Source organism: Phenylobacterium sp. (genome assembly GCF_036563285.1).
Taxonomy (GTDB): domain Bacteria; phylum Pseudomonadota; class Alphaproteobacteria; order Caulobacterales; family Caulobacteraceae; genus Phenylobacterium.
Genome location: NZ_DATCMR010000011.1, coordinates 596098 through 609420 on the forward strand (window position 1 = coordinate 596098; position 13323 = coordinate 609420).

At 70.3% G+C, this 13323-nt stretch carries 14 protein-coding genes and 1 pseudogene; 6 read left to right on the forward strand and 9 right to left on the reverse strand.

From position 1 onward, the window contains the following. The first annotated feature begins 44 nt into the window (after nucleotides 1-44). Entirely contained in the window at nucleotides 45-1559 is a 1515-nt protein-coding gene (locus VIL76_RS13610; protein WP_332045569.1) for a YifB family Mg chelatase-like AAA ATPase, read from the forward strand. Here VIL76_RS13610 and VIL76_RS13615 read toward each other — a convergent pair. The 4 genes and pseudogenes from VIL76_RS13615 to VIL76_RS19775 all read right to left on the reverse strand — a co-directional run. Next, a complete protein-coding gene (locus tag VIL76_RS13615; RefSeq protein WP_332045570.1) occupies nucleotides 1514-1951 on the reverse strand; it encodes a hypothetical protein in 438 nt (145 codons plus the stop codon). The genes VIL76_RS13610 and VIL76_RS13615 overlap by 46 nt on opposite strands. Nucleotides 1952-2017: 66 nt before the next feature. After that, nucleotides 2018-2383, reverse strand: coding sequence for a hypothetical protein (locus VIL76_RS13620; RefSeq protein WP_332045571.1), 366 nt, complete (start codon nucleotides 2381-2383; stop codon nucleotides 2018-2020). Between the two features lie 216 nt (nucleotides 2384-2599). Then, nucleotides 2600-2935 (reverse strand): hypothetical protein, encoded by a 336-nt coding sequence (locus VIL76_RS13625; protein ID WP_332045572.1) that lies wholly within the window; start codon nucleotides 2933-2935, stop codon nucleotides 2600-2602. 127 nt (nucleotides 2936-3062) lie between these two features. Then, nucleotides 3063-3254 (reverse strand): annotated as a pseudogene (locus tag VIL76_RS19775) (response regulator transcription factor); the annotation flags it as partial. Nucleotides 3255-3351: 97 nt separating this feature from the next. Here VIL76_RS19775 and VIL76_RS13630 point away from each other — a divergent pair. The 3 genes from VIL76_RS13630 to VIL76_RS13640 are packed head-to-tail and all read left to right on the forward strand — an operon-like array spanning nucleotide 3352 to nucleotide 6723. Then, nucleotides 3352-3750 (forward strand): helix-turn-helix domain-containing protein, encoded by a 399-nt coding sequence (locus tag VIL76_RS13630; protein ID WP_332045573.1) that lies wholly within the window; start codon nucleotides 3352-3354, stop codon nucleotides 3748-3750. Nucleotides 3751-3787: 37 nt separating this feature from the next. Next, complete coding sequence (locus tag VIL76_RS13635) at nucleotides 3788-5326, forward strand: response regulator (protein ID WP_332045574.1); 1539 nt, start codon at nucleotides 3788-3790, stop codon at nucleotides 5324-5326. Nucleotides 5327-5355: 29 nt separating this feature from the next. Next, a complete protein-coding gene (locus VIL76_RS13640) occupies nucleotides 5356-6723 on the forward strand; it encodes an AmpG family muropeptide MFS transporter (RefSeq protein ID WP_332045575.1) in 1368 nt (455 codons plus the stop codon). Here VIL76_RS13640 and VIL76_RS13645 read toward each other — a convergent pair. Genes VIL76_RS13645 through rlmN form a run of 3 tightly spaced genes read right to left on the reverse strand, consistent with a single transcriptional unit; the run spans nucleotide 6720 to nucleotide 9209 of the window. After that, nucleotides 6720-7559: a serine protease gene (locus VIL76_RS13645; protein WP_332045576.1), complete on the reverse strand. Its 840-nt coding sequence runs from the start codon at nucleotides 7557-7559 to the stop codon at nucleotides 6720-6722. The two genes, VIL76_RS13640 and VIL76_RS13645, sit on opposite strands and share 4 nt — an antisense overlap. Before the next feature lie 5 nt (nucleotides 7560-7564). Continuing rightward, the gene (locus VIL76_RS13650; RefSeq protein ID WP_332045577.1) at nucleotides 7565-7987 is read right to left on the reverse strand and encodes a DUF350 domain-containing protein; all 423 of its coding nucleotides are present in this window, start codon (nucleotides 7985-7987) and stop codon (nucleotides 7565-7567) included. Between the two features lie 58 nt (nucleotides 7988-8045). Then, the gene (gene rlmN, locus VIL76_RS13655) at nucleotides 8046-9209 is read right to left on the reverse strand and encodes a 23S rRNA (adenine(2503)-C(2))-methyltransferase RlmN (protein WP_332045578.1); all 1164 of its coding nucleotides are present in this window, start codon (nucleotides 9207-9209) and stop codon (nucleotides 8046-8048) included. Nucleotides 9210-9337: 128 nt separating this feature from the next. On the opposite strand from rlmN, the gene VIL76_RS13660 reads away from it, so the two are divergent. Beyond that, entirely contained in the window at nucleotides 9338-10339 is a 1002-nt protein-coding gene (locus VIL76_RS13660) for an NADPH:quinone oxidoreductase family protein (RefSeq protein WP_332045579.1), read from the forward strand. Nucleotides 10340-10480: 141 nt separating this feature from the next. Here VIL76_RS13660 and VIL76_RS13665 read toward each other — a convergent pair whose 3' ends face one another. Next, on the reverse strand, nucleotides 10481-10903 hold the full coding sequence (locus VIL76_RS13665) for a YkvA family protein (protein WP_332045580.1): 423 nt from the start codon (nucleotides 10901-10903) through the stop codon (nucleotides 10481-10483). Nucleotides 10904-10956: 53 nt separating this feature from the next. Here VIL76_RS13665 and VIL76_RS13670 point away from each other — a divergent pair, with 53 nt between their 5' ends. After that, nucleotides 10957-11739, forward strand: coding sequence for an SDR family NAD(P)-dependent oxidoreductase (locus VIL76_RS13670; RefSeq protein ID WP_332045581.1), 783 nt, complete (start codon nucleotides 10957-10959; stop codon nucleotides 11737-11739). On the opposite strand, the gene VIL76_RS13675 is transcribed toward VIL76_RS13670, so the two are convergent. Then, the gene (locus VIL76_RS13675) at nucleotides 11736-13238 is read right to left on the reverse strand and encodes a helicase HerA-like C-terminal domain-containing protein (RefSeq protein WP_332045582.1); all 1503 of its coding nucleotides are present in this window, start codon (nucleotides 13236-13238) and stop codon (nucleotides 11736-11738) included. The two genes, VIL76_RS13670 and VIL76_RS13675, sit on opposite strands and share 4 nt — an antisense overlap. Nucleotides 13239-13323: the final 85 nt, after the last annotated feature.

Genomic DNA, 13323 nt, shown 5'->3' on the forward strand with positions numbered 1-13323 from the left:
CGCGATCTTGTGGATAACTCATATCCACCCACAAGGGGTTGAGCATGGCGGCGGGCGTGGTGACGTTGGCATTCCGGGGCGTCGAAGCCGTCCGAGTCGACGTCCAGGTGCAGTTCACCTCAGGCGAGCCCGCCTTCTTCCTCGTAGGCCTCGGAGACAAGGCGGTCTCGGAAAGTCGTGAGCGTGTGCGCGCGGCCTTCGCCGGCATGGGGCTGGCGCTGCCCGCTCGCCGGATCATCGCCAATCTCGCGCCGGCCGACCTGCCCAAGGAGGGCAGCCACTATGACCTGCCGATCGCGCTCGCGATCATGGCCGCCATGGGGATCATCCCGCCGGACGCGCTGGAGGGCTGGGCCGCGGTGGGCGAGCTGTCGCTGGACGGCCGCATCACGCCAGTGGCCGGCGTGCTTCCCGCCGCCGTCTCGGCCGGAGGCCTCGGCCTGGGACTGATCTGCCCGGAGGCCTCCGGGCCCGAAGCCGCCTGGGCCGGCGACACCCGGGTGATCGCGGCGCCCTCGCTGATCGCGCTGGTGAACCATTTCCGCGGGACCCAGATCCTGTCGCCGCCGAAGCCCGGTCCGATGCTCGACGGCGAGCGCGTCCCTGACCTGAAGGAGGTGAAGGGCCAGGAGAACGCCAAGCGGGCGCTGGAGATCGCGGCGGCCGGCGGCCACAACCTGCTGTTCGTCGGCCCGCCGGGCTCGGGCAAGTCGATGATGGCCCAGCGCCTGCCGGGCATCCTGCCGCCGCTCACCGCCGAGGAGCTGCTCGAGACCTCGATGATCCATTCGGTGGCCGGCCTGATCGCCAAGGGCAGCCTCACCCGCGCCCGGCCGTTCCGCAGCCCCCACCATTCGGCCAGCATGGCGGCGCTCACCGGCGGCGGGCTGAAGGCCAAGCCCGGCGAGGTGAGCCTGGCGCACAACGGCGTCCTCTTCCTCGACGAGCTGCCCGAGTTCGGCGCCCAGGCGCTCGACAGCCTTCGCCAGCCGCTGGAGACCGGCGAGGTGATCGTCGCCCGGGCCAACGCCCACGTGCGCTACCCGGCCCGGGTGCAGCTGGTTGCGGCCATGAACCCCTGCAAGTGCGGCCACGGTGGGCCCGGGCGCGGCGCCTGCGGCCGCGCGCCCCGCTGTCAGCTCGACTATGGGATGAAGGTCTCCGGCCCTCTGATGGACCGCATCGACCTGCAGGTGGAGGTCCCGCCGGTCACCGCCGCCGACCTCGCACTGCCGCCGCCCGTCGAGGGCACCGCCGAGGCCGCCGCCCGAGTCGCGCAAGCGCGCGCCGTCCAGGCCGAGCGCGGCGACGTGCTGAACGCACAGGCCGACGGCGAATTCCTTGACCGCGCCTGCGATCTCGACGGACCCGCCCGCACCCTGCTCTCCCGCGCCGCGGAAGCCGGCGGCCTCACCGCCCGCGGCTGGACGCGGACCCTGCGCCTTGCCCGCACCATCGCGGACCTGGAAGGCTCAGGCTCGGTGCGGCGCGTGCATGTGGCGGAGGCGCTGATCTACCGTCGGGTGTCAGCTGGCGCCACAGCATCGGCGTTGGCGTAGCGGGGAGCTGTCCAGGCGCCGTAACCTATGGCGCCGATCACGAGATAGCTCCAAACGAGCTCCGCCGTCAGATAGGCCCAGAGGCTCACGTTGGTGTCGGCGAGCCGCGCCAGGTGGGTCAGGATCGCCAGCAACTGAAAGGCTGCCGAAAATAGCGGCCAGAACCGACGGGTGCGGAGCGCGATCCAGAGCAGAGCGCCTAACAGGGCGGTGTCGATGCCGAGGACGACGACCTCCGCCTGGCCGCTCACGATGTAGGCAAGCCGGGTCAACAACCAATCCACGAGGTAGCAGAAAGCGGCGGACCGCTCGTCGAACCGTCCCCGCCAAAGCGCCAGCACGCAAACGATGCCCAAGGCGGTGGGCCAGACCCATGGCGGCAGTTGGTACAATAAGGGCCCTCAAGAAGTTCGAGGGCCTTACTGTGTCAGATCGTGATCGCCTGGAGAATAATCGCTTTAGGAGGCGATCCGCAGCGCCCGCATTCGCACCCGCTCGGCCTGCAGGCCCTCGGGAGGCGGCTTGGTCGTGCCGGTGTCGCCGCCTAGCGTCACCGCGCCCAGGCCCATCTGGCCTTGGGCGACGCTGAGTTCCTTGTGAGTCTCCACAATGGCGCGGCGCGCCTCGGCGAGCGCCATGATCGCTTGGCTGGCGCGTTCGACCGCGTCCTGCCCGATCAGCGCCGAAGCGCCGGCTTGCCCGCGAAGCGCGGGCATAACCCCCGTCAGGGCGGCCGTCTTGGCGAGGGCCTGATCGATGGCCGCCTCGGCTTCGAAGAGGGCGCCGGCGATCTGTTCCGCCACCATGCGGCGTTGCTTAAGCATGAGAATTCTCCTGCACGCATCTTCTGCGGATGCGCGTCTGTCCAGATATCAATGTTTGGTTTCGGAGCCGTTCAGGCTCACGGTTAAAGCCGGCCTCTCAGCCGAACAGGTTATTCGCCAGATCGTTCAGCGCGTGGAGCCCCGCGAGCATGGCCCCGAAAGCCAGGGCCGTAATCACGGCGACGCCAAAGATCGCGGCGATCCGGGCGACCGGGCTCAGATCATTTCGGCGGGTCCCTCGGGCTCGGGCTTGAAGTTCTCGTCCAAGAGGACCCAGGTCATGCAGAGGATCTCCCGCAAGACCATTTCCGGCGGCTTGAAAGGCGCCAGCTTCCGGGTCGCGGAAACCAGGTGCCTCGCCATATCCGCCTGCTGCCGCGTCGCCGAAAGATCGACGAGCTGCCGCTCCAGCTGCGCCCAGGAGAAGGTCGGGATCGATTCGTCCCGTTCCGTCGGGTTCGGCCAGCGCGCCTCGAAGTCGTCGATCTCCCGACGGAGCCTCAAGGCCCGTCCGATCACCGCGCGATTGTCGAAGTTCTGCCAGTCGCCCATTTGCCGCCTCCCTGGTTGCCGGCTCATCCGGCCAGGGTTCGGGGCGGGTGTCTGTCCTGATCGTGTCCTGTCCTGATTCAGTCAGGACAACAGGGTTAACGTCGAGCTGGCGCAGGATGCGCGCGGCCTCGTACCGATCCGGCACACCGAGCTTGCGGCGGGCCCGGTCGCAATAGGTGTCGACCGAGGTCTTGGACATGCCCAGCTCGCGGGCGATCTGCTTGGAGCTGAGGTGCTGGTCTACGAGGCGCAGGCATTCGCGCTCCCGCTGGGTGAGCAGGCCGACCGGAACGTCCGTGGTGCTCGTCTTCGTGGCCATGGGCAAAGTTAGTAAACGACGGCTTGACGCTTGCGTCTACTTTAAGTCGAAAACGCGTGGTTCGTTAAGGATGTTCGCGGTCCAGGAGAGTCGCGGCATGCAACCCAAGGACGCCGGCCGTCAGGCCGCCATCGAACTCGCCATCGGAGCGCGCATGCGCACGCGCCGCCGCCAGCTTGGCCTGAGCCAGAGCGCGCTCGCCGAAGAGCTCGGCGTCTCGTTCCAGCAGGTGCAGAAGTACGAGCGCGGCGCCAACCGCGTCGCCGCCTCCACCCTGGTGGTCGCCGCCCAGGCGCTGGGCGTCTCCACAGCCTGGCTGGTCGGCGAGGAGGGCGGGGCCGGCCTCGACGACGAGGAGCTGTTCCGCGCGCTCTCGCAGCCCGGCGCGCTGGAGCTCCTCAAGGCGTTCAACGCCATCGCGGACGACAAGGCCCGTTCGGCCCTGCTGGCGCTCGTCCAGGAGATGAGCGGCGGACGGCAGGCGGGTCAGGTTTGACCTGCCGTTAAGCCGTATACGGTATGTCCCGGCCTCCATGCGTCGGCCGATCCGCCCAATTTCAGAGCGCCGCCCCAAGCGCCCCCAGATCAGCCCCGAGCAGCTGGCCTCCCTGAGCCACGAGTTCCGCACTCCGCTGAACGGCGTGCTTGGCATGGCCCGCCTGCTGGAGGGCACCCGGCTCACGGCGGAGCAGCGCGAGTACGCCGCAGCGCTCCGCGAGAGCGGCCAGCACCTGCTGAACCTAGTCAACGAGGTGCTCGACTTCGCCAAGCTCGGCGAAGGAAAGATTGAGCTGCATGCCGCGCCCCTCGACGTCGAGGACCTGCTGCGAGGTGTGTGCGAGCTGCTGTCGCCCCGCGCCCGCGAGAAGGGGTTGGAGATCGCCTGGGCGGCGCCCGCCAACGCCGGCCGCATCCGGGCCGACGAGAGCCGGGTGAGACAGATCCTGCTCAACTTCGCCGGCAACGCCGTGAAGTTCACCAACTCGGGCGGCGTCCTGATCGGCGCCGTGCGCGACGCCCACCGCCTGCGCTTCACCGTGGAGGATACCGGTCCCGGCGTCGCCGAGACCCACCGGGAGCTGATCTTCCAGGCTTTTCACCAGACCGAGGTGGCGCACGCCGAGCTGGGCGGGGCGGGGCTGGGGCTCGCCATCGCGCGGCGGCTCGCCGAGGCGATGGGAGGCCAGGTGGGCGTCGAAGCCGCCCGTTCGGGTGGGGCGGTCTTCTGGTTCGAGGCCGGGTTCCCGGCGATGGCGGCCGAGACGCCGCCGGCCGAGCCTCTGGCCGGCCGCACCATCGGGATCGCCTCTCCCAACGCCATCGTCCGCGAGGCCGCCCGCCGTCAGGTCCAGGCCTGCGGGGGCCGGGCGGTCAGCGCCACCAGTATCGAGGGGCTGCTGCCGCGCACCCGGCCCGGGGACGTCCTGCTGCTCGACGATTCGCTGGCCGGGGCCGGCGCCATCGTCGCCTGCCCGCCCGAGCGCCGGGCCATCGTCCTGCTGGCGCCGGAGCAGCGCGGCCGCCGCGCCCGCTACCGCAAGGCCGGGTTCGCGGGTTACCTGATCAAGCCGCTTCGCCGCGTCTCGCTGGCCGACCGCGTGCTGATCGCCGCCGGCGCCGCCGTCGCCGCCCCGGCGGCGCCCGAGGACGAGCGCATCGCCGCCGCGGCTGCGCCGGGAGCCCGGGTGCTGCTGGTGGAGGACAATCCCATCAACGCCATGCTGGCCCGGGCCTTGCTCACCCGCGAGGGCTGCGAGGTGGAGCACGCCCAGAGCGGCGAGGAGGCGCTGGCCGCCGTCACCGTCTCGGCCTTCGACCTGATCCTGATGGACATGCGGATGCCGGGCCTCTCCGGCGAGGACACCGCCCGCGCGCTGCGGGCCCGCGGCGTGGCCACGCCGATCGTGGCGCTCACTGCCAACGCCTTCGAGGACGACCGCCGCGCGTGCCTGACCGCCGGCATGGACGATTTCCTCGTCAAGCCGCTGCTGCCGGACGCGTTGCGCGCCATGCTGACGCGATGGACGCGGCCCGGCTGGACGGAACCCGCGGCGCGCGCCAAGGTCCGCTGACCGGGCGCGGGGGCGCTCAAGGGGTGTCCATGGCCACACAAGCCAAACCGGGTAAGGCCAAGGGTCATAGCTGGCGCGAGGTGCTGGCGGCGCTGCGCCAGCCGCGCGTGCTGATCACCTTGCTGCTGGGCTTCTCGTCCGGCCTGCCATTCATGCTGACCGGCAATACTCTCGGCTATTGGCTGCGCGACGAGGGGATCGAGCTCGCCACCATCGGCTTCCTGTCCTGGGTCGGCCTGGCCTATTCGCTGAAGTTCCTGTGGGCGCCGGTCATTGACAAGGTGGGCGTGCCGTTCCTTGGAAGGTTCGGACGCCGCCGCGGGTGGATGCTGCTGTCCCAGGTGGTGATCGCCGCGGGCCTGTTCGCCATGGCCGCGATCGGCCCGCACGGTGGGCTTCTGACCTTCGCGGGCTTCGCCCTGGTGGTGGCCTTCGCCGCCGCCACCCAGGACATCGTCATCGACGCCTGGCGGATCGAAAGGGCGGAGAGCGACGAGGACCTCGGCCTGCTCACCGCCGCCTTCCAGCTCGGATACCGCATCGCCATCCTGGCCACCGACGCCTGGATCCTGATCGCCGCGGCCAAGCTGGGCTGGAACAACTCCTATATCCTGTGCGCGCTGGCTGTCGGGATCGGCCTCACGGCCACCCTCTTCGCCAGCGAACCGGCCAACCTCAAGCCCGACGCGGCCAAGGCCCTCGCGGGGCCGGCGCTCTGGACGCCGCGCGGCCTGTTCGACGCCATCGTCGGGCCGTTCGTCGCCTTCTTCCGCTCGCACGGGGTGGGGGTCGCCATCCTCATGCTGGGAGCCATCAGCCTCTATCGGCTTCCGGACTTCGTCATGGGCCCCATGGTAGGGCCGCTCTACGTCGACGTTGGCCTCGCCAAGGAGGTGGTCGGCAGCGTGCGCACGAGCGTGGGCTTGATCGCCACCATCGTGGGCATCACGCTCGCCGGGCTGAGCGCGATCCGGCTGGGCTTCGTCCCGACGCTGGTGCTCGGCGCGATCCTCGGGCCGGCCTCGAACCTGGCCTTCGCCTGGCTGGCCTACGCCGGCGGCAGCATCCTCAACCTCAGCCTGGTGCTGATCGTCGACAACGTGGCCACCGGCTTCGCCGGCGCGGCGCTCGTGGCCTACATGTCGAGCCTGACCAGCCTCGGCTACACCGCCACCCAGTACGCCCTGCTCTCGAGCTTCTACGCCCTGCTCGGCAAGGTGCTGAAAGGGTTCTCGGGCGCCACGGTGGAGACGCTGGGCCGCTCGTACGACCAGATGACCGCCTACGCGATCTTCTTCACCGGCACCGCGATCGTCGGCATCCCGGCGCTGATCCTGTGCCTGGTGCTGGGCCAGCGCCATCGGCGCGAGCAGCGGGCACTGGCGGCGGCGGCCTAGGTCGCGCCCTGCAGGCAGACCACCTGCGCCACGCGCAGGTCCCGCCTGAGGCTGTCGGCGACGCGGAAGTAGTTCTCCGGCGTCAGCGTCTGGGCCAGCGGCTGGGCGGCGTAGCGCCGCCCGCCGGCGCGGGTCAGCGTCGCCTGCACCGTCTCCGGCGCGGTGGTGTAGATCCGGCCCCGCCTCGGCGCCTCGGCGATGGTCACTCCGATCACCCGGCCCTGGGCGTCCAGCGCCGGCGCGCCTGACAGCCCGCCGAGCGTTCCGCGCAGCCCCTCGGTGCGGCCGGTTTCGGCCCAGACCAGCACCGGCTCCGTGCGCGCGCCGCGCCCGCGCACCACCAGATTCTCGCGCCCGATCAGCCGCGAGGTGGCCTCGCCCGGCTCCCCCTGCGGATAGCCCGGGTGGAAGGCGCGCTCGCCGCGGTGGAGCCCCGTCGCCAGCCCCAGCGCCAGCGGCGGCGCGCCGCCGTCGGTGGTCAGGACCGCCGCCTCGCCGCGGGGATCGATCTGCACCCGCGCCGCCACGCCCTGGCCGGAGCCCACGACGATGGCGGTGAGCCGGCAGCCGTCGACGACGTGGCGGGCGGTGAGCCAGACGCCGGAGTCGGCGATGGAGAAGGCGGTGCCGGTGGCGGGGCTCGTCTCGTCGGGGACGTCGACCACAACGGCGGGATCGAACGGCGACGCTGGACCGAGCGTGGCGCCGGCCACCTCGGGCGCCGGCGGCGGGGGCTCCGGCGCGTCGGCCCGCTCCTGGCGGCTGATCGCGGCGATCAGCAGGGCCACCACGATAGCGGCGTAGATCAGCCAGTCCGGGAGTTTGGGGAAGTGCATGGCCGTCAGGCCGAGACGGCGGCCGCCACGATCAGCGCGGTCGCCAGCTTGGCGCCGACCAGCAGGGCCGCGGCGGAGATCTCACCCTCCTGGATGCGCTTGGGCAGGCCGCGCAGGATCACGTCGACCAGGCGGAAGATCAGCAGCTGCACCACCACGGTCGCCACGCCCCAGAGCCCCAGCTCGATCACGTTGGTGGAGGCCTTCATCGACACCGACAGCGGCAGGGCGAGCCCCACCAGCACGCCGGCCAGCGACAGCGCCGCGGCGGTATTGCCCTCGCGGATGAGGGTGATCTCCTTGTGCGGCGTGAGCAGGATGTAGAGGCCCGCCGCCGCGATCAGGATCAGCACCGTCACGCCCACGTGCATGAGCGTGATCGGGAATCCGGTGGCGAAGGCCTGGATCTCCGGCGACTGTGTGGGCATCCCGTTCCCCGAACTCAGGTGTGCGCCTGATAGCACGGCGCAGCCGCGGAATGGAAAGCTACTCGGCCGCCGCCTGCGCGGCCTTGCGGCGGACGCTGGCGCGGACCTTCTCGCTCTCGCTCTTCAGCTGGCCACAGGCGGCGAGGATGTCGCGGCCGCGCGGCGTGCGGATCGGGGAGGCGTAGCCCGCCCGGTTGAGGATCGCGGCGAAGGCCTCAATGGTCTTCCAGTCCGAGCACTCGTAGTCCGAGCCCGGCCACTTGTTGAACGGGATCAGGTTGATCTTGGCCGGTATGCCGGCGAGCAGCTTCACGAGGGCTTTGGCGTCGGCCGGGCTGTCGTTGACCCCCTTCAGCATCACGTACTCGAAGGTCACCCGTTTGGCGTTGGAGAGGCCCGGGAAGGCGCGGATCGCGGCCATCAGCTCGGCCAGCGGGTACTTCCTGTTGAGCGGCACCAGCTTCTCGCGCAGCGCGTCGTTGGTGGCGTGCAGGGAGATGGCCAGCATGGCCTGGGTGCGCTCGCCCAGCGCCTGCAGCTCGGGGACGACGCCCGAGGTCGAGACGGTGATCCGCCGCCGCGAGATGGCGATGCCCTCGTTGTCGGCGATGATGTCGATGGCGTCGGCGACGTTGTCGAGATTGTAGAGCGGCTCGCCCATGCCCATGAAGACGATGTTCGAGAGCCGGCGGTCCTCCTTCGGCGAGGGCCATTCGCCGAGGTCGTCGCGGGCGACCTGCACCTGGGCCACGATCTCGGCGGCGGTGAGATTGCGCACCAGCGCCTGGGTGCCGGTGTGGCAGAAGGTGCAGTTGAGCGTGCAGCCCACCTGGGACGAGACGCAGAGCGCCCCGGCGCGGCCGACGTCGGGGATGTAGACGGTCTCGACTTCGATGCCCGGGGCCATCCGGATGAGCCACTTCCGCGTGCCGTCCCTGGACACCTGGCGCTCGACCACCTCGGGACGGGCGAGGCTGAAGACCTCGGCCAGGGCGGCGCGGGTCTCCTTGGCCACGTCGGTCATGGCCGCGAAGTCGGTGACGCCGTAGTGGTGGATCCAGCGCCAGAGCTGGGAGGCGCGCATCTTGGCCTTGGGCTCGGGGACGACGCCGTGCTCCACCAGCGCAGCCGCCAGCGCCTTGCGGGTGAGGCCCGAAAGGTTCGGCTTCGCCGGGGCCGCCGGAATCGCCGGCGCGCGGGAAAGGTCGAGCGTGACGCCCAAGGTCTTCAGATCCTTCGAGAAGGGCCGCGGAATATAGGTGAGAGGTCCGAATGAACCAAATCGGGCGGCTTCAAACATCCGTTCGAGCGGGCTAGGGTCGCCGCCCAACCAGACCCCGGGAGAGCGCGATGAAGGCCCTGTTGAGCAAGGAAGTGGGCGGACCCGACACCCTGGTGCTGGAGGACGTGCCCTCGCCGGAGGCCAAGCCAGGGTTCGCGGTGGTCGAGGTGAAGGCGGTCGGCGTCAACTTCCCCGACGTGCTGATCATCGAGGACAAGTACCAGTTCAAGCCGCAGCGGCCGTTCGCGCCGGGCGGCGAGATCGCCGGGGTCGTCAAGGCGGTCGGCGACGGCGTGACCAACGTGCGGCCAGGCGACCGGGTGCTGGGCAACACCGGCTGGGGCGGGATGGCCGAGGAACTGGCGCTGGAGGCCCACCGGCTGGTGAAGATCCCCGACTCCATGCCGTTCGACGACGCGGCGGCCTTCATCATGACCTATGGCACGAGCTGGCACGCCCTGAAGGACCGGGCGCAGCTGAAGGCCGGCCAGAGCCTGCTGGTGCTGGGCGCCGCGGGTGGCGTGGGCTTGGCGGCCGTCGAGCTCGGCAAGGTGATGGGCGCCAACGTCATCGCCGCGGCCTCGTCGGAGGAGAAGGTCGAGCTGTGCAAGCGGCACGGCGCGGCGACGGGCGTAGTCTACGGCCGCGGCCCCTTCGACCGAGACGCCCAGAAGCAGCTGGCCCAGCAGTTCAAGGACGCCACGGGGCCTGCCGGCGCCGACGTGATCTACGACGCCATCGGCGGGGACTATGCGGAGCCGGCGCTGCGGTCGATCGCCTGGGAGGGCAAGTACCTGGTGGTGGGCTTCGCGGCCGGCGACATCCCGAAGATCCCGCTCAACCTGGCCCTGCTGAAGGGCTGCGATATCGTGGGCGTGTTCTGGGGCGCGTGGGTCGGCAAGAACCCGCAGAAGCACCAGGAGAGCGTCGCCGAGCTGCTGGCCCTCTACGACCAAGGCCGGATCAAGCCGTTCGTCTCCGAGCGCTTCCCGCTGGAGCGGGCGGCCGAGGCGATCAAGCACCTGGCCAGCCGCAAGGCCATGGGCAAGGTGGTGGTCACCGTCGACTGACGGGCGATGTCACATTGCGCGTCAGGCCTATTTGCATCACCGAGCGCGACAACTCTCGAGTTTATCTAAGCCTCTGATTCACGAAGAGAAAGATCCTCTCTTCAGTGTATCGCAGGTGGCTGGCGGCGCCAAAGATTAGCGTCAGCGATCGTCGCGGAGCTTCTTGATGTCCGTGCGCGCCGCCTGGCGGTGGCGGGGCTTCAGGTGGCGGCCGACGACGCCCAGCAGCGCGGTGAAGACGGCCGCGTCGTCGGTGTAGCCGAGGCCGGCGATGAAGTCGGGGATCACGTCGGTGGGCACGACGAAGTAGGCGAGCGCCGCCAGCATCATGCCCTTGGCCGCCGTCGGCGTCTCCTCGTCCCTGGCGCAGTACCAGACCGACAGGGCCTCGGCCGCGAACGGCACGTGGGCGACGACCTTCCTGATCTTCGGCCAGAAGCCGACCGCCACCCGCTGCTCGTTCAGCTGCACGACCGACGGCACGAGGGCGCGCGAGGGGTCGATGGGAGTCCGGGGATCGAACTCCGCCTTGACGTCGGGTGACGCTTTGTCGCTCGCGCTCATCGGGCTAAAGCCTCGCAGACCCAAACACTAAGGACTTCGGGGAGCCTTCGTCCATGGAACTCAACTCATCCGTCGCGGCCGTGGTCACCGGCGGCGCCTCCGGCCTCGGGGAAGCCACCGTCAGGGCGCTCGCCGCCAAGGGCGTCAAGGTCGCCATCTTCGACATGAACGAAGAGAAGGGGAACAAGGTCGCAGGTGAAGTGGGCGGCGTGTTCTGCAAATGCAACGTCACCTCGGAAGAGGACGTGGACGCGGCCTTCGCCAAGGCCCGCGAGGCGCACGGCCAGGAGCGGATCCTGGTGAACTGCGCCGGCACCGGCAATGCGGTGAAGACCGCCTACCGCGACAAGCAGACCGGCGAGGCGCGCCACTTCCCGCTCGATGCCTTCAACTTCATCATCCAGATCAACCTGGTGGGCACCTTCCGCTGCATCGCCAAGTCGGCGAAGGGGATGATCGACCTCGAGCCGCTGGCCGACGGCGAGCGGGGCGTGATCGTCAACACGGCGTCGGTGGCCGCCGAGGACGGCCAGATGGGCCAGGCGGCCTATTCGGCGTCCAAGGGCGGCGTGGTCGGCATGACGCTCCCCATCGCCCGCGACCTGGCCGGCGACGGCATCCGGGTGAACACCATCCTGCCCGGCATCTTCGACACGCCCCTGATGCAGTTCGCCCCACCGCAGGTGAAGGAGGCGCTGGCCGCCTCAGTGCCGTTCCCCAAGCGCCTGGGCGTGCCGAAGGAATACGCCCAGCTGGCCATGACCATGATCGAGTGCAGCTACTTCAACGGCGAGGACGTGCGCCTCGACGGCGCGATCCGCATGGCGCCGCGCTAGTACCGCCGCCGCCGCCGGCGCACGGGGGTGCCGAAGAGGCCGCGGATGACTTCGCGGCCGATGGTGTTGCCGGCGCTGCGGAGCATGGACTTGGCGAAGGCTTCGGCCATGCCCTGGCGCTGGCGGGCGGGGGCGCGGGCTCTCGGCTTCGGGGCCGGCGCAGGCTCGGCCCTCCGGCGCGGGGCCGCCACGGGTTCGGGCTCTTCCTCCTCGGCAAGGCGGGCCTCGGCGCGGTTGCGGAGGATCTCGTAAGCGCTCTCGCGGTCGCGGACCTCGTCGTAGAGGCCGCGGACGGGGCTGCGGGCCATGAGGGCCGAGCGCTCCTGGGCGGTGAGCGGGCCGAGGCGCGAGGCGGGCGGGCGCACAAGGGTCTTCTGGACCACCGTGGGCGCGCCGCGCTCGTCCAGCACGGAGACGAGAGCCTCCCCGACGCCGAGCGCCTGGATGGCGTCGGCCGTGTCGAAGGCGGGGTTGGGGCGGAAGCTCTGGGCGGCGGCGCGCAGGCCCTTCTGCTCCAGGGGCGTGTAGGCGCGCAGCGCGTGCTGCACGCGGTTGCCGAGCTGGCCCAGCACCGTCTCCGGCACGTCGGCCGGGTTCTGGGTGACGAAGTAGACGCCCACGCCCTTGGAGCGGATCAGGCGCACCACCTGCTCGACCTTCTGCAGGAGGGCATCCGGGACGTCGCGGAACAGCAGGTGGGCCTCGTCGAAGAAGAACACCAGCTTGGGCTTGTCCAGGTCGCCCACCTCGGGAAGCTCCTCGAAGAGCTCGCTCATCAGCCACAGCAGGAAGGTGGCGTAGAGCCTGGGCGAGGAGATCAGCCGGTCGGCGGCGAGCAGGCTGACGTAGCCGCGGCCGGAGCCGTCGGTGCGCATTAGGTCAGAGAGCTCCAGCGCCGGCTCGCCGAAGAAGGCGTCGGCGCCCTGGCCCTCCAGCACCAGCAGCTTGCGCTGGATGGTGGCGACGGTGGCCGGAGCCAGGTTGCCGTAGCGCGCGCCGAGTTCCTTGGCGTTCTCCGAGGCGTAGGTCAACGCCGCCTGCAGGTCCTTGAAGTCGAGGAGCAGCAGGCCCTCCTCGTCGGCGGCGCGGAAGACGACGTTGAGCACGCCTTCCTGCACCTCGTTTAGCTCGAGCATGCGCGCGAGCAGCAGCGGGCCCATCTCGGAGACGGTGGCGCGGATCGGGTGGCCCTGCTCGCCAAACAGGTCCCAGAGCACCACCGGCGCGCCGGCGGGCTGGATCGTGAGCCCCATGCCCTGGGCGCGGGCGAGCATCTTGTCGTTGGGCTGGCCGGGCTGGGCGATGCCGGAGAGGTCGCCCTTAACGTCGGCGGCGAAAACCGGGACGCCGGCGTCGGAGAAGCCTTGGGCCAGGACCTGCAGGGTGACGGTCTTGCCGGTGCCGGTGGCGCCGGCCACCAGGCCGTGGCGGTTGGCGCGGTCGAGACGCAGCGCCTGGGGCGCATCCGCCATGCCGATCAGGACGCCGTTTTCGGTCATTAGCTCCTCGCAGGTCCGGGGGCGCGCAAGCTAGCGGCGAGCAGGCGCCGCCGCTACCAGGTCCTTCGCGCTACCTCTCCCGCCG